Source organism: Pseudomonas sp. efr-133-TYG-23, from assembly GCF_030209215.1.
GTDB lineage: Bacteria > Pseudomonadota > Gammaproteobacteria > Pseudomonadales > Pseudomonadaceae > Aquipseudomonas > Aquipseudomonas rhodesiae.
The window spans coordinates 184,431-205,533 of record NZ_JARVSL010000027.1 but is presented as its reverse complement, the minus strand read 5'-3'; the positions used below and the strand labels follow the sequence as shown (position 1 = coordinate 205,533).

The 21,103-nt window shown below is 59.6% G+C and carries 18 protein-coding genes; 7 read left to right on the top strand and 11 right to left on the bottom strand.

What is annotated here, in order from left to right; all coding sequences use genetic code 11:
• Positions 1-4 precede the first annotated feature (4 nt).
• From bamA to rpsB, 9 genes are all read right to left on the bottom strand, one after another.
• Positions 5-2,392, bottom strand: coding sequence for an outer membrane protein assembly factor BamA (gene bamA / locus QRN41_RS18790; RefSeq protein ID WP_034137244.1), 2,388 nt, complete (start codon positions 2,390-2,392; stop codon positions 5-7).
• 74 nt (positions 2,393-2,466) lie between these two features.
• The gene (gene rseP / locus QRN41_RS18785) at positions 2,467-3,819 is read right to left on the bottom strand and encodes a sigma E protease regulator RseP (protein ID WP_034137243.1); all 1,353 of its coding nucleotides are present in this window, start codon (positions 3,817-3,819) and stop codon (positions 2,467-2,469) included.
• A gap of 52 nt (positions 3,820-3,871) precedes the next feature.
• Positions 3,872-5,062, bottom strand: coding sequence for a 1-deoxy-D-xylulose-5-phosphate reductoisomerase (gene ispC, locus QRN41_RS18780; protein WP_094064748.1), 1,191 nt, complete (start codon positions 5,060-5,062; stop codon positions 3,872-3,874).
• Complete coding sequence (locus QRN41_RS18775) at positions 5,059-5,868, bottom strand: phosphatidate cytidylyltransferase (protein ID WP_094064749.1); 810 nt, start codon at positions 5,866-5,868, stop codon at positions 5,059-5,061. Before QRN41_RS18775 ends, ispC begins: the two co-directional genes overlap by 4 nt.
• Positions 5,869-6,624, bottom strand: coding sequence for a polyprenyl diphosphate synthase (gene uppS / locus QRN41_RS18770; protein WP_034096241.1), 756 nt, complete (start codon positions 6,622-6,624; stop codon positions 5,869-5,871). It abuts the gene before it with no gap.
• Positions 6,625-6,641: 17 nt separating this feature from the next.
• Positions 6,642-7,199 carry a ribosome recycling factor gene (gene frr, locus QRN41_RS18765; RefSeq protein ID WP_034096240.1) on the bottom strand — a complete coding sequence of 186 codons (558 nt, stop codon included), beginning with the start codon at positions 7,197-7,199 and terminating at the stop codon, positions 6,642-6,644.
• On the bottom strand, positions 7,196-7,939 hold the full coding sequence (gene pyrH, locus QRN41_RS18760; RefSeq protein ID WP_003189161.1) for a UMP kinase: 744 nt from the start codon (positions 7,937-7,939) through the stop codon (positions 7,196-7,198). Before pyrH ends, frr begins: the two co-directional genes overlap by 4 nt.
• 210 nt (positions 7,940-8,149) lie before the next feature.
• On the bottom strand, positions 8,150-9,013 hold the full coding sequence (gene tsf / locus QRN41_RS18755; RefSeq protein ID WP_285421982.1) for a translation elongation factor Ts: 864 nt from the start codon (positions 9,011-9,013) through the stop codon (positions 8,150-8,152).
• Positions 9,014-9,205: 192 nt separating this feature from the next.
• On the bottom strand, positions 9,206-9,943 hold the full coding sequence (gene rpsB / locus QRN41_RS18750) for a 30S ribosomal protein S2 (protein ID WP_003189158.1): 738 nt from the start codon (positions 9,941-9,943) through the stop codon (positions 9,206-9,208).
• Between the two features lie 388 nt (positions 9,944-10,331).
• Between rpsB and map the strand changes: the two genes are divergently transcribed.
• From map to dapC, 3 genes are all read left to right on the top strand, one after another.
• Positions 10,332-11,114 (top strand): type I methionyl aminopeptidase, encoded by a 783-nt coding sequence (gene map, locus QRN41_RS18745; RefSeq protein ID WP_034096238.1) that lies wholly within the window; start codon positions 10,332-10,334, stop codon positions 11,112-11,114.
• 68 nt (positions 11,115-11,182) lie between these two features.
• Positions 11,183-13,885 (top strand): [protein-PII] uridylyltransferase, encoded by a 2,703-nt coding sequence (locus tag QRN41_RS18740; RefSeq protein ID WP_034096237.1) that lies wholly within the window; start codon positions 11,183-11,185, stop codon positions 13,883-13,885.
• Between the two features lie 59 nt (positions 13,886-13,944).
• The gene (dapC, locus tag QRN41_RS18735) at positions 13,945-15,144 is read left to right on the top strand and encodes a succinyldiaminopimelate transaminase (protein WP_167416433.1); all 1,200 of its coding nucleotides are present in this window, start codon (positions 13,945-13,947) and stop codon (positions 15,142-15,144) included.
• A gap of 67 nt (positions 15,145-15,211) precedes the next feature.
• Here the strand turns inward: dapC and QRN41_RS18730 are convergent, their stop codons facing one another.
• Positions 15,212-16,855, bottom strand: a complete 1,644-nt coding sequence (locus QRN41_RS18730; protein ID WP_285421981.1) for a Na+/H+ antiporter — start codon at positions 16,853-16,855, stop codon at positions 15,212-15,214.
• A 267-nt stretch (positions 16,856-17,122) separates the two neighbouring features.
• On the opposite strand from QRN41_RS18730, the gene QRN41_RS18725 reads away from it, so the two are divergent.
• The 4 genes from QRN41_RS18725 to QRN41_RS18710 all read left to right on the top strand — a co-directional run bounded on the left by QRN41_RS18725 (position 17,123) and on the right by QRN41_RS18710 (position 20,183).
• Complete coding sequence (locus QRN41_RS18725; protein WP_231980866.1) at positions 17,123-17,431, top strand: arsenate reductase; 309 nt, start codon at positions 17,123-17,125, stop codon at positions 17,429-17,431.
• Between the two features lie 32 nt (positions 17,432-17,463).
• A complete protein-coding gene (dapD, locus tag QRN41_RS18720; RefSeq protein WP_034096233.1) occupies positions 17,464-18,498 on the top strand; it encodes a 2,3,4,5-tetrahydropyridine-2,6-dicarboxylate N-succinyltransferase in 1,035 nt (344 codons plus the stop codon).
• Positions 18,499-18,567: 69 nt separating this feature from the next.
• Positions 18,568-19,773 carry an aminotransferase class V-fold PLP-dependent enzyme gene (locus QRN41_RS18715; protein ID WP_034112161.1) on the top strand — a complete coding sequence of 402 codons (1,206 nt, stop codon included), beginning with the start codon at positions 18,568-18,570 and terminating at the stop codon, positions 19,771-19,773.
• Positions 19,770-20,183, top strand: a complete 414-nt coding sequence (locus tag QRN41_RS18710; protein ID WP_123480546.1) for a SufE family protein — start codon at positions 19,770-19,772, stop codon at positions 20,181-20,183. Before QRN41_RS18715 ends, QRN41_RS18710 begins: the two co-directional genes overlap by 4 nt.
• A 69-nt stretch (positions 20,184-20,252) precedes the next feature.
• On the opposite strand, the gene tcdA is transcribed toward QRN41_RS18710, so the two are convergent.
• Positions 20,253-21,068 (bottom strand): tRNA cyclic N6-threonylcarbamoyladenosine(37) synthase TcdA, encoded by an 816-nt coding sequence (gene tcdA / locus QRN41_RS18705; protein WP_071487460.1) that lies wholly within the window; start codon positions 21,066-21,068, stop codon positions 20,253-20,255.
• Positions 21,069-21,103: the final 35 nt, after the last annotated feature.

The following is a 21,103-nucleotide window of genomic DNA, read 5'->3' as shown; positions in this document are numbered from 1 at the left end:
ACGCTTAGAACGTCTGGCCGAGGGAGAATTGGAAAATCTGGGTTTCAGCGTTATCCGGTTTCTTGATCGGCATGGCCAGAGCAAAGCTCAACGGGCCCAGCGCGGTCACCCACGTCACACCCACACCCACGGAGCTTGCCATGTTGCTCAGGCTCACGTCGTTACACTGGGTGTTGGACTTCACGCCACTCGGGTTGGTGATCTGCTCGCACTTGGAGTCGAACACGTTACCCACGTCCCAGAATACGGATGTGCGCAGGGAACGCTGATCTTTCACGAACGGCAGCGGGAACAGAATTTCGGCACCACCTTGGATCAACACGTTACCACCGAATGGCAGCGGGTCGTTGTCCGAGTCGGCCGTGGTGCCCTGGTTACCGGTCACACCTACACCACGACTCGGCGTACCGCGCGGGCCAAGAGTACTGTCCTTGAAGCCGCGCACCGAGTTAAAACCACCTGCGTAGTAGTTTTCATAGAACGGCAGACCATTGGTCGAACCATAACCATCGCCGTAGCCCAGCTCAGTGTGCAGGCGCATGGTGTAGTTATCACTCAACGGCTGGAACAGCTGGCCACGGTAATCGAGTTTGAAGAACGACAGGTCGCTGCCAGGCGTGGTGGCCTCCAGGGTCAGGCTCTGGGAATGACCACGGGTTGCCAATACGCCCTTGTTCAGAGTCGACTCGGACCAGCCGGCAGACGCCTTGAAGTTCAGGAACTTGTCACCTTCACGACGGGTGAAGTCGAAGATTTCATCCACGGTGTAGACACCGGTCTTGATCTCATCCTGCTGCGCAGTCAGGCCGAAGGTCAGGCGCGAGGTTTCGCTGATCGGATAGCCGATGTTCACGCCAGCACCCAGGCTGTCGATCGCATAGCTAGCTACGTCTACGTCGAGATCTTTGTAGTCGGTGGTGCGGTAGAAGGCGTTGTAGCCCAGGCTCACACCGTCGGCGGTCCAGTAGGGGTCGACATAACCGAAGTTATAACGGCTCTGGTATTCGCTACGGGTCAGGCCGATGGAAACCTTGTTACCGGTACCGAGGAAGTTGTTCTGGGTGATCGAGCCACCGAGGATCAGACCTGCACTCTGCGCGAAACCGACGCTGGCGGTGATCGAGCCCGACGCTTGCTCTTCAACGGCGTAGTTCACGTCAACCTGGTCATCCACACCTGGCACTGCCGGTGTTTCGACGTTTACTTCCTTGAAGAAACCCAGGCGCTCAAGACGGGTCTTGGACTGGTCGATGAGATAAGTCGACGCCCAGCCACCTTCCATCTGACGCATTTCACGACGCAGCACTTCGTCGGCAGACTTGGTGTTGCCACGGAAGTTGATGCGGTTGACGTAAGCACGCTTGCCAGGATCCACCACGAAGGTGATGTCGACGGTGTGATCTTCGTCATGGGGCGTCGGAACGCCGTTGACGTTGGCGAAGGTATAGCCTTCGTTACCGAGACGACGCGTGATCAGTTCGGACGTGGTGGTCATCAGCTTGCGCGAGAACACCTGGTCTTTCTGCACCAGCAACAGGGCCTTGACCTGGTCTTCAGGCACTTTCAAGTCACCGCTGAGCTTCACGTCACGAACCTTGTACTTCTCGCCTTCGTTGACGTTGACAGTGATATAGACGTGTTTCTTGTCCGGCGTGATGGACACCTGGGTCGAAGCGATATCCATGTTGATATAGCCGCGGTCCAGGTAGTAGGAGCGCAGACGCTCCAGGTCACCGGAGAGCTTTTCGCGAGCGTACTTGTCATCGTTCTTGAAGAACGACAACCAGTTGGTGGTCTTGAGTTCGAACAGGTCAACCAGGTCTTCATCAGCGAACTTGGTGTTGCCCACCACGTTGATGTGCTGAATGGCCGCCACGGTGCCTTCGTTGATGTTGACCTTGAGGCCTACACGGTTACGCGGCTGCGGAATCACTTCCGTTTCCACGGTCGCCGAGTAACGGCCCTGGGCCACGTACTGGCGTTGCAGCTCGTTACGTACACCTTCGAGGGTAGCGCGCTGAAAGATTTCACCTTCGGCCAGGCCGGATTGCTTGAGGCCTTTCATCAGGTCTTCAGTGGAGATCGCTTTGTTGCCCTCGATCTCGATACTGGCGACGGAAGGTCGCTCAACGACGTTGATGACCAGGACGTTGCCTTCTCGACCCAGTTGGATGTCTTGAAAGAACCCGGTTTTGAACAGCGCACGAGTGGATTCCACCAGGCGACGATCATCAGCCTGTTCCCCGACGTTCAACGGCAAGGCACCAAAGACGCTACCCGCGGAAACCCGCTGGAGGCCGTTGACGCGAATATCGGAGATGGTGAAGGACTCGGCGTGAACTTCGGCGATCATCAATACGGTGAGAACCGCAGTTAGCAGCAGACGTTTCATGAAGTCCTTTCTTATTCCAACTGGCAATAAACAAACTGCCGCAAAATGCGGCAGATTCGCAATTCAGCGAAGCGTTACAGACGACCCAGATCGTTGACCAGGGCTAACAACATCACCCCAACCACCAAACTGATACCAATCTGTATCCCCCAACCCTGCACACGATCCGACAAGGGGCGACCACGCACCCACTCGACCAGATAAAACAGCAGATGCCCCCCATCCAATACAGGAATGGGCAGCAAATTCAGAACACCCAGGCTAATACTGAGGTAAGCCAGGAAATTCAGGAAATCCGCAACACCCGACTGGGCAGAAGCGCCCGCCACTTTAGCAATGGTTATCGGCCCACTCAAGTTTTTTACCGAGAGCTCGCCGAACAACATTTTCTTGAGGGATTCGAGCGTCAGCACACTCATGGTCCAAGTGCGTTTGGCACCCTCGCCGATTGCCGCCAACGGCCCGTAGCTGACCTCCCGCATCATCGAAGGCGGCCACTCGGGACTCTTGACCCCTGCACCCAGGTAACCCCCGGCCGCTTTGGCTTCCCCGCGTGCCGCCAACGTCACCGGGACGTCGATTTGAGCATTATCGCGTTCAACTTTCAGCACAATTTTGGTATCAGGGCGAACACGCACCAGATCGACCACCTGCTGCCAGTCATTAAGCGCCTGCCCATCGAGCGCCAAAAGGCGGTCGCCGGTTTTCAGACCTGCGGCCTGGGCCGGACCTTTAGGGTCCAGCTCCGCAAGCACTGGCGGTAGCACCGGCCGCCATGGACGAATCCCCAGGGATTTGATCGGATCGGGCTCATCAGCCCCCTTTAGCCAGTGATCCAACGCCAATGCACGGGAGGTTTCGGCAGAGGAGTCCTGCTCACGCACTACGAAGCTGACGGTGCCGCTTTCACCCAGGCGACGCACCAGTTGGAGATTGACCGCGCCCCAGCCCGTAGTGGGTTCGCCATCAATGGAAACGATTTCCTGCCCGGCGACCAAGCCCGCTTTGGCTGCAATGCTGTCCGCCTCGACCGCACCGATCACCGGACGGATCTGCTGGCTGCCCAGCATGGCCAATACCCAGAAAAACAGCATGGCCAACAGGAAGTTAGCGATCGGGCCGGCCGCCACAATAGCAATACGCTGACGAACGGTTTTGCGATTGAAGGATTGGTCCAACTGGTCGGCCGGCACTTCGCCTTCGCGCTCATCGAGCATCTTGACGTAGCCACCCAACGGAATGGCCGCGACCACGAACTCAGTGCCATGGCGATCATGCCAGCGCACCAGCGGCATGCCGAAACCGACGGAAAAGCGCAGTACCTTGACGCCGCAACGACGCGCCACCCAGAAGTGGCCGAATTCGTGGAAGGTAACCAGCACACCCAGAGCAACCAGGGTGCCGACAATCATATAAAGCGCACTCATCTAATTTCTCCGCATTCCAATCCAGGGCCAGAAGGCTCAACGCGCCGACAGACTATTTCGCGTTGCGGCTCAGCCAGTGTTGCGCAAGGACGCGCGCCTTGGTATCCGCTTCGAACACCGCCCCCAGATCGTTGACCGCCACGACGGGCTCCAGACCCAGCACGTCCTCGATGATACTCGCGATCTGCGGGAAGCGGATGCGCCGTTCGAGAAACGCTGCCACGGCCACTTCGTTGGCCGCATTAAGCATCGCCGGCGCACTGTTACCCGCCTCGGCCGCTTGCCGCGCCAGGCGCAGACAAGGAAAACGCTGCTCGTCCGGCGCTTCGAAATCCAGGCGAGCCACTGCGAACAGGTCCAGTGGGGCCACGCCGGAATCGATGCGCTCCGGCCACGCCAAGGCATTGGCAATCGGCGTGCGCATATCGGGATTGCCCAATTGGGCCAATACCGAACCGTCCACGTAATCGACAAGGGAATGAATCACACTTTGCGGATGAATCACCACCTCGACCTGATCAGGGCGCGCATCGAACAGCCAGCATGCCTCGATCAGCTCCAGGCCTTTGTTCATCATGCTGGCTGAATCCACGGAGATCTTGCGCCCCATCGACCAGTTCGGATGAGCGCACGCCTGGTCGGGAGATACATGCTCCAACTCAACCAGCGGTGTTTGACGGAACGGACCGCCAGAGGCCGTGAGTAGAATCCGCCGCACGCCGACCTGACTCAAACCTCGCGCAAAATCACCCGGCATACACTGGAAAATAGCGTTGTGTTCACTGTCGAGGGGCAGCAGCACCGCACCGCTCTTACGTACCGCCTGCATAAAAAGCGCACCGGACATTACCAGCGCTTCTTTATTGGCCAGCAGGATTTTCTTGCCCGCATCCACTGCCGCAAGAGTCGGTCGCAGGCCCGCCGCACCGACGATAGCCGCAACTACCGTATCGACCTCGGCATCCGCCGAAACCTGGCACAGCCCCTCCTCCCCCACCAACACTTGAGTGGCGAGCCCGGCCGCGCGCAGATCATCCTGCAAACCACGCGCCGCGATGGGCTCAGGCACCACGGCGTAACGCGGTGCATGGCGTACGCACAACGCCAGCAACTCGCTGAGGCGGCTAAAACCTGTAAGCGCGAAGACTTGGTAACGATTCGGGTGGCGCGCGATGACATCCAGGGTGCTCAACCCCACCGAGCCGGTCGCCCCCAGCACGGTGACCTGCTGCAGACGGCTCACGAAGCGGTCATCCACAGCAACACGGCAAAGATCGGGATGGCGGCGGTAAGACTGTCGATACGGTCAAGCACACCGCCATGCCCTGGCAGCAGGTTACTGCTGTCCTTGATACCGGCCTGACGCTTGAACATGCTTTCGGTGAGGTCACCGACCACCGAAATGAAGACCACGATCGCCGTACCCGCTAAAGCCAGGAAGATTTCCTTGCCCGACCAATCACGTACGACACCGACCACCAGCGTGATAACCAGAGTCAACGCCAGGCCACCATAGACGCCCTCCCAGCTCTTGCCAGGGCTGACGGCCGGGGCCAACTTACGCTTGCCAAAGGCTCGGCCCGAGAAGTAGGCGCCAATATCAGCCCCCCAGACCAACACCATCACCGCCATGATCAGCCAGTTACCCATCGGTGAGTTCTTGATTTCTACCAACCCTTGCCAGGCTGGCAACAGAATCAGCAGGCCAATCACCAGCTTGCTGGCGACACTGGACCACTGACTGCTGGTGCGCGGATAAGTCAGCACCAGAAAGGTCGCCAGCGCCCACCACAGTACCGCGGCGCCCAATACCCATGGCACCACGATGCTCGACAAGGTGTGCATCAGGAATAACAGTAGCGCCACGACCGCGGCGTAGGCCACGCGGGGCAACTGAGCGGTGAAACCGGCCAGCCGCGCCCACTCCCAGGCCCCCAAGGTCACGACCAGGCCAATAAACAGCGCAAAACCGGAACCATCGAGCAGGAAAAACCCACACAAGGCGATCGGCAACAGGATCAGGGCAGTGATGATTCGTTGTTTTAGCATTTAAACCCGGGCTCCAGCTTCGATCTGCTCGCTCGTTTTACCGAAACGACGCTGACGGGAAGCGAAATCGGCCAGCGCCGTGCGCATGGCATCGTGTTTGAAGTCCGGCCAGAACAGGTCGGAGAAGTACAACTCGGTGTAAGCCAGCTGCCACAACAGGAAATTACTGATGCGGTGCTCGCCACCGGTGCGGATGCACAAGTCCGGCAACGGCAGGTCGCCGGTGACCAGGCAGGTTTGCAGCAATTCGGGCGTAATGTCGTCCGGTCGCAGATGACCGGCCTGCACTTCACGAGCCAAGCGCTGCGCAGCCTGGGCAATATCCCACTGGCCGCCGTAGTTGGCTGCAATCTGCAACACAAAACGGTCGGCTCCGGCGGTGATGGCCTCGGCTTCGCGCATGGCCGCTTGCAGCTCCGGGTGGAACCGCGAGCGATCACCAATGATGCGCAGGCTGATGTTGTTGTCGTTGAGACGCTTGGCCTCACGACGAAGGGCCTTGAAGAACAGGTCCATCAGGGCGCTGACCTCTTCGGCGGGGCGCTGCCAGTTCTCACTGGAAAACGCGAACAACGTGAGCACCTCCACCTTGGCCTCGGCACACACCTCAATCACCGCCCGCACTGCATCGACACCCGCTTTATGCCCGGCAACACCCGGCATAAAGCGTTTCTTCGCCCAGCGATTATTCCCATCCATGATGATCGCGACATGGCGCGGCACCACGGAGGGCACAGTCTGCTTGGTCTTTTCCATGAAGGCGTCCTGACCCTTTATACGGCCATCAGGTCCTTTTCTTTTTCTTCGGTTGCCTGAGTGATCTTTGCCTCGGCTTCCTTGGTCAGCTTGTCGATATCGGCGACGGCACGACGCTCTTCGTCTTCGCTGATTTCCTTGTCCTTGACCAACTTCTTCAGCTCGCCCAAGGCATCACGACGAATGTTACGTACGGCAACGCGCGCATCCTCTGCCGCGCTGCGCGCCTGCTTGGTGAAGCCCTTGCGGGTTTCTTCGGTCAAGGCAGGCATGGAGATCAGCAACAACTCGCCCAGGTTGGTCGGGTTGAGGTTCAAGCCGGCGCTCTGGATCGCCTTGTCGACGGCCGCAAGCATGTTGCGCTCGAACGCCACGACCTGCAGGGTACGCGAGTCTTTGACGGTAACGTTGGCTACGCTGCTCAGCGGCGTATCTGCGCCGTAATACGGCACCATCACACTGCCCAGGATGCTCGGGTGAGCCTTGCCGGTACGAATCTGGCCGAATGCGTGGCTCAGAGACTCCAGGGATTTCTGCATACGCGCTTGGGCGTCTTTCTTGATTTCATTGATCATTGTTGGCCTTCCTCGATCAGAGTCCCTTCCGCACCGCCATGTACGATATTCAGCAGGGCGCCGGGCTTGTTCATGTTAAATACGCGCAGCGGCATCTTGTGGTCGCGGCACAGGCAAATAGCCGTCAGGTCCATCACACCCAGCTTGCGATCCAGCACTTCATCGTAGGTCAGATGATCGAACTTCTCGGCATGCGGGTCTTTGAATGGATCTGCGGTGTACACACCATCCACTTTGGTGGCCTTGAGCACCACGTCGGCATCAATTTCGATAGCACGCAGGCAAGCCGCCGAATCGGTGGTAAAGAACGGGTTACCCGTACCGGCTGCGAAGATCACCACTTCTTTGGAGTTCAGGTGGCGCATGGCTTTGCGACGATCGTAGTGGTCGGTCACGCCGACCATGGAGATAGCCGACATCACGATAGCCGAGATGTTGGCGCGCTCCAGGGCGTCGCGCATGGCCAGGGCGTTCATCACAGTGGCCAGCATCCCCATGTGGTCACCGGTGACCCGATCCATGCCAGCAGCACTCAATGCCGCGCCACGGAACAGGTTGCCACCGCCGATCACCAAGCCCACTTGCACGCCAATGCCGACCAGCTGGCCGACTTCCAGCGCCATGCGGTCGAGCACTTTGGGATCAATCCCAAACTCTTCCGAGCCCATCAGGGCCTCGCCGCTGAGCTTGAGTAGAATGCGTTTATAGCGAGCCTGATAACCACTGCCCTGCTGAGCCATTGCGAATCTCTCCTGCGGCGTATTTTTCAAAAATTCTTGGCGAGCCGTTTACGGCTTGCGTTCACTCTAGCTGGACGCTATCACAGCGCCATCGGAACACGGCTTTGTAAGCCAGTTCCGAAGGGAAACCAAATAAAATTGGCCTTCCCATTTGAAAAGAGGCTGCGCGCGTGAGCGGGCAGCCTCTTTCGGGCGACAGATAAAACTGTCTTATTGCTTGGCGGCAGCCAGCTGGGCAGCAACTTCTTCAGCGAAGTTGTCGACCGGCTTCTCGAGGCCTTCACCTACTTTGAAGTAAGTGAAGGAAACGATTTCAGCGCCGGCTTTCTTAGCCAACTCGCCAACCTTGATTTCAGGGTTCTTGACGAACGCCTGCTCAACCAGGCTTGCTTCGGCCAGGAACTTGCTGATACGGCCTTTGACCATGTTCTCAACAATGTTATCTGGCTTGCCTTTGATTTTTTCTTCGTTCAGCTGCAGGAACACAGCTTTTTCACGCTCGATCGCTTCGGCGGACACTTCCGAAGGCAGCAGGAACTCAGGGTTGCTTGCCGCTACGTGCATCGCGATGTCTTTAGCCAGCTCAACGTTGCCGCCCTTCAGGACAACCGCAACACCGATCTTGTTACCGTGCAGGTAACCGCCAACTACATCACCTTCAACGCGAGTCAGGCGACGGATGTTGACGTTCTCGCCAACCTTGCCGACCAGTACCAGGCGGGCAGCTTCTTGAGCTTCGATCAGAGGCTCGACAGTGGTCAGCTTGTCAGCGAACGCTTTTTCAACGCTGTCGGCAACGAATGCTTTGAAGTCGTCCTGCAGAGCCAGGAAGTCGGTCTGGGAGTTCACTTCCAGCAGAACGGCGGATTTGCCGTCTTCTTTCAGAGCGATGGCGCCTTCAGCGGCAACGTTGCCTGCTTTCTTGGCAGCCTTGATGGCACCGGAAGCACGCATGTCATCAATGGCTTTTTCGATGTCGCCGCCAGCCTTGGTCAAGGCTTTTTTGCAATCCATCATGCCTTCGCCGGTACGCTCGCGCAGTTCTTTAACCAACGCTGCAGTAATCTCTGCCATTTCAAAATCCTCTTGGATAGGTTTTCAACCATTCCACCCGATCAAACGGGCGATCAATTCTTCTCGAACCACCCCTTGTAGGCCGCTGCACGTTACAGATGATGTAGCTGCGCTGCCGACAAATGGTTTTCGAGGGGGCAAAAAGGGGGCCAAGCCCCCTTTTTGCTTACTGAGTCAACGCCAGGGCGTCAATTACTCAGCGGCAGCTACCGGAGCTTCTTCAACGAACTGCTCGGTACCACCAGCAACGTGGTTGCGGCCACGGATTACAGCGTCAGCCATCGAACCCATGTACAGCTGGATAGCGCGGATTGCGTCATCGTTGCCTGGGATGATGTAGTCAACGCCTTCCGGGCTGCTGTTGGTATCGACTACGCCGATAACAGGGATGCCCAGCTTGTTGGCTTCGGTGATCGCGATGCGCTCGTGATCAACGTCGATAACGAACAGTGCGTCAGGCAGACCGCCCATGTCCTTGATACCACCCAGGGAACGATCGAGCTTTTCCAGGTCACGGGAGCGCATCAGCGCTTCTTTCTTGGTCAGCTTGGCGAAAGTACCGTCTTCGGCTTGTACTTCAAGGTCACGCAGACGCTTGATGGAAGCACGGATGGTTTTGAAGTTGGTCAGCATGCCGCCCAACCAGCGGTGGTCGACGTACGGCGAACCGCAACGTGCTGCTTCTTCAGCAACGATCTTGCCAGCGGAACGCTTGGTGCCGACGAACAGAATCTTGTTTTTGCCCTGGGCCAGACGCTCTACGAAAGTCAGCGCTTCGTTGAACATTGGCAGGGTTTTTTCAAGGTTGATGATGTGGATCTTGTTACGCGCGCCGAAAATGTATTTACCCATTTTCGGGTTCCAGTAACGGGTCTGGTGACCGAAGTGCACACCGGCCTTCAGCATATCGCGCATGTTGACTTGGGACATGATAGTTCCTTAATAAGTCGGGTTTGGCCTCCACGTATCCCAATGACCAACCAGCGGCATCAAGGCCTCCGGCACCCAGGTCATCGTGTCGACACGTGTGTGGATTTAAGCTTTTCGGGGTATCCCCGGAAAGCGGCGCATTTTATACCACACGAAGGGCGAAAACGAAACCTGCAATCACAACTGCCTTGAAGGCCACTCGCGCAACCCTTTGAATTGAGTCCGGATACCCCCACCCTATAGAGAGAAGCGATCGTCAGACCCTCATGACTTGAGAGCATCGTCTGTTAGAATCGCGTTTTTAGGGCTTGTGCGAATTCTGTAACCTTTTGTCGCACACCCGTAAACCGTTTTGATTTCAGCGCCTCGCGCGCTAGAGAGAGCCTGTATGACCGTTACTTTGAAAACCGCCGAAGACATCGCCGGCATGCGCGTTGCCGGCAAACTGGCGGCCGATGTGCTGGAAATGATTGCCGAACACGTCAAGCCCGGCGTCACCACCGAGGAACTCGACCGTATCTGCCACGACTACATCGTCAATGTGCAAAAGGCTATCCCTGCCCCGCTCAACTACAAAGGCTTTCCCAAGTCGATCTGCACATCGATCAACCACGTGGTCTGCCACGGCATCCCAGGCGACAAGCCGCTCAAGGACGGCGACACGCTGAACATCGACGTCACCGTGATCAAGGATGGCTATCACGGCGATACCAGCCGCATGTTCCACGTCGGCACCGTGCCGGTCTGGGCCGAGCGCCTGTCCCAGGTCACTCAGGAATGCATGTACAAGGCTATCGAGATCGTCAAACCTGGCTGCCGCCTGGGCGACATCGGCGAAGTGATCCAGAAGCACGCTGAAAAGAACGGCTTTTCGGTGGTTCGCGAGTTCTGTGGCCACGGCATCGGCAAGGTGTTCCACGAAGAACCGCAGATCCTGCACTACGGCCGCGCTGGCACCGGCATGGAACTCAAGGCCGGCATGACCTTCACCATCGAGCCGATGATCAACCAGGGCAAGGCCGACACCAAGGTGCTGGGCGACGGCTGGACCGCTATTACCAAAGACCGCAAGCTCTCGGCCCAGTGGGAACACACACTACTGGTCACCGAAACCGGCTACGAGATCTTCACCCTGCGCTCGGACGACACCATCCCGCGCGTGTCGGCGTAATTCAAGGCTGCGTTGGTTTTCCCAAACGGTGTTGTGACTGACTCATAGATAGAAAGGAAAGCCGATCGATGCCCCAGGTGGATCCCGAACTCTTCGACCGTGGCCAGTTCCAGGCCGAGCTGGCACTGAAGTCGAGCCCTATCGCCGCGTTCAAAAAAGCCATTCGCCAGGCCCGCGAGGTGCTCGATGAGCGCTTTCGCAAGGGCCGGGATATCCGCCGGCTGATCGAGGATCGCGCCTGGTTCGTCGATAACATCCTGCAAAAGGCCTGGGAACAGTTCACCTGGAGCACTGACGCCGACATCGCCCTGGTGGCGGTCGGCGGCTACGGTCGCGGCGAATTGCACCCGTACTCAGACATCGACCTGCTGATCCTGCTGGACAGTGCAGACCATGAGATCTTTCGCGATTCCATCGAGCGTTTTCTCACACTGTTGTGGGACATCGGCCTGGAAGTCGGCCAGAGCGTACGGTCGGTGGACGAATGCGCCGAAGAGGCCCGTGCCGACCTCACCGTGATCACCAACCTCATGGAGAGCCGCACCATCGCCGGCCCCGAGCGCCTGCGCCAGCGCATGCTCGACGTCACCAGCACGGCGCACATGTGGCCGAGCAAGGATTTCTTCCTGGCCAAGCGCGCCGAGCAGAAAGCCCGGCATCACAAGTACAACGACACCGAGTACAACCTGGAACCCAACGTCAAGGGTTCACCCGGAGGGCTGCGGGACATCCAGACCATTCTGTGGGTGGCCCGTCGCGAATACGGCACCCTGAACCTGCGCGCCCTGGCCGGCGAAGGCTTCCTGGTAGAAAGCGAGAATGCGCTGCTGGCCTCCTCCCAGGAGTTCCTGTGGAAAGTGCGCTACGCCCTGCACATGCTTGCCGGGCGCGCCGAAGATCGTTTGCTGTTCGACCATCAGCGCTCCATCGCCTCGCTGCTGGGGTTTGAAGGCGAAGACGCCAAGACCAGTATCGAAAGCTTCATGCAGCAGTACTACCGCGTGGTCATGAGCATTGCGCAGCTGAGCGACCTGATCATTCAGCACTTCGAAGAGGTGATCCTGGCCCCCGAAGACGAAGCGCCGCCGCAACCTATCAATGCGCGCTTCCAGTTGCACGACGGTTATATCGAAGCACGCAGCGACAACGTGTTCCGCCGCACGCCGTTCGCGATGCTGGAAATCTTCGTGCTGATGGCCCAGCAGCCGGAAATCAAAGGCGTGCGCGCCGACACCATTCGCCTGCTGCGGGAAAACCGCTACCTGATCGACGAAGACTTCCGCAACGATATCCGCAACACCAGCCTGTTCATCGAGCTGTTCAAATGCAAGATCGGCATCCACCGCAACCTGCGCCGCATGAACCGTTACGGCATCCTCGGGCGCTATTTACCGGAGTTCGGTTTTATCGTCGGGCAAATGCAGCACGACCTGTTTCATATCTATACCGTCGATGCGCACACCCTGAACCTGATCAAACATCTGCGTAAGTTGCAGTACACCCAGGTATCGGAAAAATTCCCGCTGGCCAGTAAGTTGATGGCCAAACTGCCCAAGCCCGAGCTGATCTACCTGGCCGGGCTGTACCACGACATCGGCAAGGGCCGGCATGGCGATCACTCGGAAATCGGCGCCGTCGATGCCGAGGCTTTTTGCCAGCGTCACCAATTGCCGTTGTGGGACAGCCGCCTGATTGTCTGGCTGGTGCAGAACCACCTGGTGATGTCGACCACTGCCCAGCGCAAGGACTTGTCCGATCCGCAGGTGATCCATGATTTCGCCCAGGTGGTCGGCGATGAAACCCGCCTCGACTACCTATACGTGCTCACCGTCTCCGATATCAACGCCACCAACCCCACTCTGTGGAATTCATGGCGCGCCAGCCTGCTGCGTCAGCTGTACACCGAGACCAAGCGCGCCCTGCGCCGTGGCCTGGAAAACCCAGTGGACCGCGAAGAGCAGATCCGCCGCACCCAAAGTGCGGCCCTGGATATCCTCGTACGCGGCGGCAACGACCCGGACGATGTCGAGCAACTGTGGTCGCAGTTGGGAGACGATTACTTCCTGCGCCACACCGCCGGCGATGTCGCCTGGCACACCGACGCCATTTTGCAGCAGCCTGCCGATGGCGGCCCGCTGGTGTTGATCAAGGAAACCACTCAGCGCGAGTTCGAGGGCGGCACGCAGATTTTCATCTATGCACCGGACCAGCACGACTTCTTCGCCGTGACCGTGGCCGCCATGGACCAGCTCAACCTGAACATCCACGACGCACGGGTGATCACTTCCAGCAGCCAGTTCACCCTCGACACCTACATCGTGCTAGACACCGATGGCGACTCGATCGGCGACAATCCGGCGCGGGTAAAGAAAATCCGCGAAGGCCTTACCGAAGCCCTGCGCAACCCCGACGATTACCCCACCATCATCCAGCGTCGGGTCCCACGCCAGCTCAAGCACTTCGCCTTCGCACCCCAGGTCACCATCTCCAACGATGCCCAGCGCCCAGTCACCGTGCTGGAGCTGAGCGCGCCGGACCGTCCGGGCCTATTGGCGCGCATCGGCGGGATTTTCCTGGAGTTCGACCTGTCGTTGCAAAACGCCAAGATTGCGACCCTGGGCGAACGCGTGGAAGACGTGTTCTTTATTACCGATGCCGACAACCAACCGTTGTCCGACCCCGAGCTGTGCCGACGCTTGCAGGAAGCCATCGTCCAACAGTTGAGCGTGCCCCAGGAGCCGGGCGTTGAACTGACGCGCCTGACGATTTGATACCAGGGGCGGCCCACCGCCCCCTTCGCCGTTTTTAACGCCTTGCACGAGATACACCGATGAACAACGCCCTGAACCAGCTCCAACCCTACCCGTTCGAAAAGTTGCGCGCCCTGCTGGGCAGCGTGACACCGAACCCGGCGAAGCGCCCGATTGCGCTGTCCATTGGCGAGCCCAAGCACAAATCCCCGCAGTTCGTGGCCGACGCCCTGGCTAATAACCTCGACCAGATGGCGGTGTACCCGACCACCCTGGGCATTCCCGCCTTGCGCGAGGCCATCGGCGCCTGGTGCGAACGGCGCTTCAATGTACCCAAGGGGTGGCTCGATCCGGCGCGCACTATTTTGCCGGTCAACGGCACCCGGGAAGCCTTGTTTGCCTTTACCCAAACCGTGGTCAATCGCAGTGACGACGCACTGGTGGTGAGCCCGAACCCGTTCTACCAGATCTATGAAGGCGCCGCGTTCCTCGCCGGGGCCAAGCCGCACTACCTGCCGTGCCTGGACAGCAATGGCTTCAACCCGGATTTCGACGCGGTTTCGCCGGATATCTGGAAACGCTGCCAGATCCTGTTTCTGTGCTCACCGGGCAACCCGACCGGCGCGCTGATTCCAGTCCAGACCCTGAAAAAACTCATCGCCCTGGCCGACGAATATGATTTCGTGATCGCCGCCGACGAGTGCTACAGCGAGCTGTATTTCGACGAGCAAACCCCGCCGCCGGGCCTGCTCAGTGCCTGTGTGGAACTGGGTCGCCAGGACTTCAAGCGTTGCGTGGTGTTCCACAGCCTGTCCAAGCGCTCCAACCTGCCAGGGCTGCGCTCCGGCTTCGTGGCCGGTGACGCCGATATCCTCAAAGGTTTCCTGCTGTATCGCACCTATCATGGCTGCGCAATGCCGGTGCAAACCCAGCTCGCCAGTATCGCGGCCTGGCAGGACGAGGCCCATGTGCTGGCCAACCGTGATCTGTACCGCGAGAAGTTCGAGGCCGTGTTAGCCATTCTCAAGCCGGTATTGGACGTGCAGGCGCCGGACGGCGGGTTCTACCTATGGCCGAATGTGCAGGGTGACGACGCCGCGTTCTGCCGCGACCTGTTCGTGGAAGAACATGTGACGGTGGTACCGGGCTCGTACCTGTCGCGGGACGTGGACGGCGTCAACCCCGGGGCCGGTCGAGTGCGCCTGGCGCTGGTTGCGCCGCTGGCTGAGTGTGTGGAGGCAGCGGAGCGAATTCGCGATTTCATTCAGCGCCGGCGTTAAGCCAGACGCAGCGAGAGCCCGAGGGATGGCAATCCTTCGGGCACCCAATGTTCAGTCTTCCAAGCGCTTACTTCACGGGCCCCAGGTTCGCCTCACTCATGTCCAGCTCCGCCAGCACCTCCCTCAAAACGTCATCACCAATCTGGTGCTGACGGCTCAAGCTGTATAGCTCCAGCCGCTGGGCGCGCAAAGCCTTGAGGCGTAATTTTCGCTCCAGCAAGTCCATCTGTTGCGCCAGCGCCTGGGCTTCGGCCGAATCGTTGAAGACCTCCAACTGATGGCGATATTCCGACATCAAGCGCGCTTTAAGCTCGGTGGCCAATGCGGCTTGGGCGGCGTCGTGGCTCTCGGTCCCGGGCTGTTCCTCGGCCTCCAGGGCATGAATCGCGGCCACGGCCGTCTTTTTCCAGGCTTCGCGCACTTCCTTGTGGCGCTTTTCGTCGGGGCTTTTTTCGATCCCGCGCAATAAAAGCGGCAACGCAATACAGGCAGCGATCAGCGACAGCAGGATCACGCCGGCGGCAATGAAGATCAGCAGGTCGCGCTCGGGGAAAGCCTTGCCTGGCGCCAGCAGCAGCGGCACCGACATCACACCGGCCAAGGTCACGGCACCGCGGACACCGCCGACGGTCAACAACCAGCAGGACCGGGCATCCGGCATCAGCGTCAGCTCACTTTTCCCACGCAAGCGCCGCAACAGGCCCGACAGACGCCAGATGCTCTGCACCCAGATATAGCGCAAGGCCACCAGCACCAGAAAGATCGCGATCACATCCAGGCAGCGATACAGCAAGGTCGGCCACAGCGTCGACTCATGGCTCACCACGGCCTTGATGATGTCCGGTAATTGAAGGCCCAACAGCAGGAAAATCAGGCCATTGAAGGCAAATTCCAGCAACGACCACACGCTGCGGTTGAGTAGGCGCGTGCTGGTCTGGCGCGGCAGCAGGTCGAGCCAGCTTTGCATCATCCCTGCCGCTACCGCCGACAAAATCCCCGACGCCCCCAGGCGTTCGGCCAGCACATAGGCGGCGAAGGGCAACAGCAACATAAACACCACATGAGTCGCCGGATCGTCCCAGCCCCGCGCGATCATCCAGGCCCGCAACCGACCGACCACCCAGCTCAAGGCGACGCCCACCGCCAGGCCACCAAGGGCGACCAGCACGAAGGTCAGGCTGGCATCCGCCAGGGAAAAAATCCCGGTCAATGCCGCTGCCAGGGCGAACTTGAAGGTCACCAGGCCCGACGCGTCATTCATCAAGGCCTCCCCCTGCAGCATGTGCATCAGCGGGGTCGGCAACCGATTCTGGGAAATGGCCGACACCGCCACGGCGTCCGTCGGCGACAACACGGCCGCCAGGGCGAAGGCCACCGGCAGCGGGATCGTAGGCAATATCCAGTGGATGAAGTAACCGGCGCCGACCACGGTAAACAACACCAGCCCCACTGCCAGCGTCAGGATCGGCCCGCGCAGGCGCCACAATTCACGTTTGGGCATGCGCCAACCATCGGAAAACAGCAGTGGCGGCAGGAACAGAAACAGAAATAACTCCGGGTCCAGGGCCACATGCAGCCCCAACGTGGGCCAGGCCAGCAAAGCGCCGGCGGCAATCTGCACCAAGGGCAACGGTAGCGGGATAACACGCCCGACCAGGCGCGAAGCACTAACCAGCATCAGCAGGATAAGAACGGTGTAGGCGGTTTGCATAAGGCGGGGTTCCCGGACAATCGACTCGCAACGACACACATCAGGCAACAACTCGCCGTTGAAGTGCCATATTAGCCGCCTATGCTGCGCGATGGCTTTTGCACAAAAGTCGCACGGTGCTGACGAGCGGCACCCAAATGCGCTGGGCGTGGCATAATCCCAGACCTTTGACTTTCATCAGCACACTCCATCGGATCAGAGGGGGGCAATTCCTTGACCGCTTCAAGCAAAACGTTGCACCTTTTCGGTATCAAAGCCTGCGACACCATGAAAAAGGCACGTACCTGGCTCGATGAGCACGCCGTGAATTATGAGTTCCATGACTACAAAACGGCCGGTATCGACCGTGAGCACTTGACCCAATGGTGCAACGAGCACGGTTGGCAAGTGGTGTTGAACCGCGCGGGCACCACCTTTCGCAAACTCGAAGACGAACGCAAAGCCGATCTCGATCAGTCGAAAGCCATTGAATTGATGCTCGCGCAACCCTCGATGATCAAGCGCCCGGTGCTGGATCTCGGAGACAGAACCCTGATTGGCTTCAAGCCAGACATTTATTCGGCGGCCCTCAAGTAGGCCAGCCCTTTTATTTTTGTAGAGGTAACAGCATGTCCCATTCCCTATTCAGCCTGGGCTTCGGCGTCGGCACTCAGAACCGCCAAGGCGCTTGGCTGGAAGTGTTCTACGCACACCCCTTGCTCAACCCGTCGGCTGAAATCGTCGCGGCCATCGCACCGATCCTCGGTTACAGCGAAGGCAACCAAGCCATCACCTTCACCGTCACCCAGGCCCTGCAACTGGCGGACGCACTCAAGGGCGTCGACGCGACCCAGGCCGCGCTGCTCAGCCGTCTGGCCGAAAGCCACACGCCGCTGGTTGCCACCCTGCTGGCCGAAGACGCCGCACTGACCTCCACGCCTGAGGCCTACCTCAAGTTGCACCTGTTGTCCCATCGCCTGGTCAAGCCCCACGGCCTGAGCCTGGCCGGCGTGTTCCCGCAACTGCCGAACGTGGCCTGGACCAGCCAGGGCGCGATCGACATCAGCGAGTTGGCCGAGCGCCAACTGGAAGCGCGCCTGCGTGGCGAGCTGCTGGAAGTGTTCTCGGTGGACAAGTTCCCGAAAATGACCGACTACGTGGTGCCGGCCGGTGTGCGTATCGCTGACGCCGCGCGCCTGCGCCTGGGCGCCTACGTGGGCGAAGGCACCACCGTGATGCACGAAGGCTTCGTCAACTTCAACGCCGGCACCGAAGGCCCGGGCATGATCGAAGGCCGCGTGTCGGCCGGCGTATTCGTCGGCAAGGGCTCGGACCTGGGCGGCGGTTGTTCCACCATGGGCACCCTGTCGGGCGGCGGCAACATTGTGATCAAGGTCGGCGAAGGCTGCCTGATCGGCGCCAACGCCGGTATCGGTATCCCATTGGGCGACCGCAATACCGTGGAGTCGGGCCTGTACGTGACCGCCGGGACCAAAGTCGCGCTGCTCGATGAGCAGAACCAACTGGTCAAAGTGGTCAAGGCGCGCGAGCTGGCCGGCCAACCGGACCTGCTGTTCCGTCGCAACTCCGAGACCGGTGCCGTGGAGTGCAAAACCCACAAATCGGCCATCGAACTGAACGAAGCACTGCACGCTCACAACTAAGCAGCCACTCGATGCCACTAGTGGGCCGCGCCTTCGCGGTGCGGCCCGCTTATACGAGTCTTGATCATCATGCTTGTGCCCTCCCCCTGGCGCGCCGACTTTCCGGCCATCGCCACCCTGCAACGGCAGGACCAGACCTATCTGGACAACGCCGCCACCACTCAAAAACCCCAGGCGCTGCTGGATGCGATCAGCCATTACTACGCCAATGGCGCAGCCAATGTGCACCGCGCCCAACACTTGCCCGGCGCCCATGCGACCCAGGCTTTCGAAGACAGCCGCAGCAAGGTTGCACAGTGGTTGAACGCAGGTGATAGCGGGCAAATAGTGTTTACCCATGGCGCGACGTCTGCGCTGAACCTCTTGGCCTATGGCCTTGAGCACTTATTCACAACGGGCGATGAGATCGTCATCAGCGCCTTGGAACACCACGCCAATCTGCTGCCGTGGCAGCAACTGGCCAAACGTCGCGGCTTGGAGTTAGTGGTATTGCCGCTCAATGCCGACGGCGTGATCGATGTTGAAGCCGCCGTCGGACTGATCGGCCCCCGCACGCGCCTGTTGGCGGTGAGCCAGTTATCCAATGTGCTGGGGGCCTGGCAACCGCTGGAAACCTTGCTGGCGATGGCCCGGACCCATGGCGCCCTGACCGTGGTGGATGGAGCCCAGGGCATCGTCCATGGTCGGCATGATGTGCAGGCCCTGGGCTGTGATTTCTATGCATTCTCCAGCCACAAACTGTACGGCCCCGACGGCGTTGGCGTGTTGTTTGGCCGCAACGACGCCCTGCACCACTTGCGCCACTGGCAATTGGGCGGCGAGATGGTGCAGCACGCGGACTATCACAGCGCCAGCTTCCGCCCAGCGCCCTTGGGTTTCGAAGCGGGAACGCCGCCGATCGCGGGAGTGATCGGCCTGGGAGCGACCCTGGACTACCTCAGTTCACTGGACCCACAGGCGGTTCTCGCCCACGAAGCCGCTCTGCATGATTACCTGCTGCGCGGCCTGAAGGCCCGCAACGGCGTGCGCGTGCTGGGTTCGCCGCAGGTTGCGCTGGTCAGCTTTGTGGTCGACGGCATCCATAACGCCGACCTCGCGCACTTGCTCACCGAGCAAGGAATTGCCGTACGCGCCGGCCATCACTGCGCAATGCCGCTACTCAAGGCGATGCACTTGTCGGGGGCGATCCGTGTGTCCCTGGCGCTGTACAACGATTCCGACGATCTGGAGCGCTTTTTCGAGGCCCTGGACCAAGCGCTGGATATGCTGCGATGACTCTGCCCGTTGATGCCGTAGAGGCGCTCGAAGCGTTTCAAGCCGTCGGCAGCTGGGAGCAACGCGCGCGCATGCTGATGCAGTGGGGCGAGAGGCTGCCGGCCTTGGCGGATGAAGATAAGGTCGACGCCAATCTGGTGCAGGGCTGTGAAAGCCTGGTGTGGTTGGTTGGCCGTTTGGAGAACGGTTATTGGCAGTTTGCCGCCAGCAGCGATGCACGAATGATTCGTGGGTTGGTGGCACTGCTGCTGGCGCGAGTCAACGGGTTATCGACTGCTGAGTTGCAGGGGGTCGACTTGCCCGACTGGTTCAATCAACTCGGGCTTTCCCGCCAACTGTCGCCGTCGCGCAGCAATGGCTTGAATGCAGTCCTGCAGCGCATGCGAACACTAAGCCAGACACAGAACTAAATGTGGGAGGGCCGGTGCGATGATTGGACTTGCCCCTCCCACATTTTGATTTGTGCAAGGCCGTGAGATTCAGGTGGGTTTGACCCGCTCCGAGGGCCTGCGCACTCCCGCCACAATTTTGTCCACCGCTTTGGTCGCGGCCACCATGCCGAAGGTGGCCGTGACCATCATCACCGCGCCAAATCCTCCGGCGCAGTCCAGCTTCACGCCATCGCCGACAAAACTCTTCTGCAAACAGATGCTGCCGTCTGGTTTGGGATAGCGCAGTTGCTCAGTGGAAAACACGCACGGCACGCTGTAATGGCGAGTCACGGTGCGGGAGAACCCATAATCGCGGCGCAGCGTGGAGCGGACTTTGGAGGCCAGCGGGTCGTTGAAGGTGCGGTTCAAGTCGCAGACTTGGATCAGCGTCGGGTCGATCTGCCCGCCGGCGCCGCCAGTGGTGATGATCTGGATCTTGCGACGCTTGCACCAAGCAATCAACGCGGCTTTGGCGTTGACGGCGTCAATGCAGTCGATCACGCAATCGATGTTGGGCGTGATGTACTCGGCCATGGTGTCGCGGGTGACGAAGTCCGCCACTGCGTGCACGGTGCAGTCCGGGTTAATGCCGCGCAAGCGTTCGGCCATGACCTCGACCTTGGGCTTGCCCACGGTGCTGTCCAAGGCGTGCAACTGGCGATTGCTGTTGCTGACGCAGACGTCGTCCAGGTCAAACAGCGAAATTTCGCCCACCCCGCAGCGGGCCATGGCTTCGGCCGCCCACGAGCCCACGCCGCCAACACCGACGATCGCCACATGGGCCGCTTTCAAGCGTTCCAAGCCCTCAATGCCATACAAACGGGCAACGCCTGCAAACCGCGGATCTTCTGTACTCATGACCATTACCCCAAAAACCGGCGCGCATTATAGGGCTACGC

Coding starts and splice junctions, on each gene's coding strand:
- bamA (WP_034137244.1), bottom strand. CDS start 2,392: ATGAAACGTCTGCTGCTAACTGCGGTTCTCACCGTATTGATGATCGCC.
- QRN41_RS18730 (WP_285421981.1), bottom strand. CDS start 16,855: ATGCAAACCGCCTACACCGTTCTTATCCTGCTGATGCTGGTTAGTGCT.
- QRN41_RS18775 (WP_094064749.1), bottom strand. CDS start 5,868: ATGCTAAAACAACGAATCATCACTGCCCTGATCCTGTTGCCGATCGCC.
- rpsB (WP_003189158.1), bottom strand. CDS start 9,943: ATGTCCCAAGTCAACATGCGCGATATGCTGAAGGCCGGTGTGCACTTC.
- tcdA (WP_071487460.1), bottom strand. CDS start 21,068: ATGGTCATGAGTACAGAAGATCCGCGGTTTGCAGGCGTTGCCCGTTTG.
- dapC (WP_167416433.1), top strand. CDS start 13,945: ATGAACAACGCCCTGAACCAGCTCCAACCCTACCCGTTCGAAAAGTTG.
- map (WP_034096238.1), top strand. CDS start 10,332: ATGACCGTTACTTTGAAAACCGCCGAAGACATCGCCGGCATGCGCGTT.
- frr (WP_034096240.1), bottom strand. CDS start 7,199: ATGATCAATGAAATCAAGAAAGACGCCCAAGCGCGTATGCAGAAATCC.
- QRN41_RS18715 (WP_034112161.1), top strand. CDS start 18,568: ATGCTTGTGCCCTCCCCCTGGCGCGCCGACTTTCCGGCCATCGCCACC.
- uppS (WP_034096241.1), bottom strand. CDS start 6,624: ATGGAAAAGACCAAGCAGACTGTGCCCTCCGTGGTGCCGCGCCATGTC.
- QRN41_RS18740 (WP_034096237.1), top strand. CDS start 11,183: ATGCCCCAGGTGGATCCCGAACTCTTCGACCGTGGCCAGTTCCAGGCC.
- QRN41_RS18710 (WP_123480546.1), top strand. CDS start 19,770: ATGACTCTGCCCGTTGATGCCGTAGAGGCGCTCGAAGCGTTTCAAGCC.
- QRN41_RS18725 (WP_231980866.1), top strand. CDS start 17,123: ATGAAAAAGGCACGTACCTGGCTCGATGAGCACGCCGTGAATTATGAG.
- dapD (WP_034096233.1), top strand. CDS start 17,464: ATGTCCCATTCCCTATTCAGCCTGGGCTTCGGCGTCGGCACTCAGAAC.
- rseP (WP_034137243.1), bottom strand. CDS start 3,819: ATGAGTGCGCTTTATATGATTGTCGGCACCCTGGTTGCTCTGGGTGTG.
- tsf (WP_285421982.1), bottom strand. CDS start 9,013: ATGGCAGAGATTACTGCAGCGTTGGTTAAAGAACTGCGCGAGCGTACC.
- pyrH (WP_003189161.1), bottom strand. CDS start 7,939: ATGGCTCAGCAGGGCAGTGGTTATCAGGCTCGCTATAAACGCATTCTA.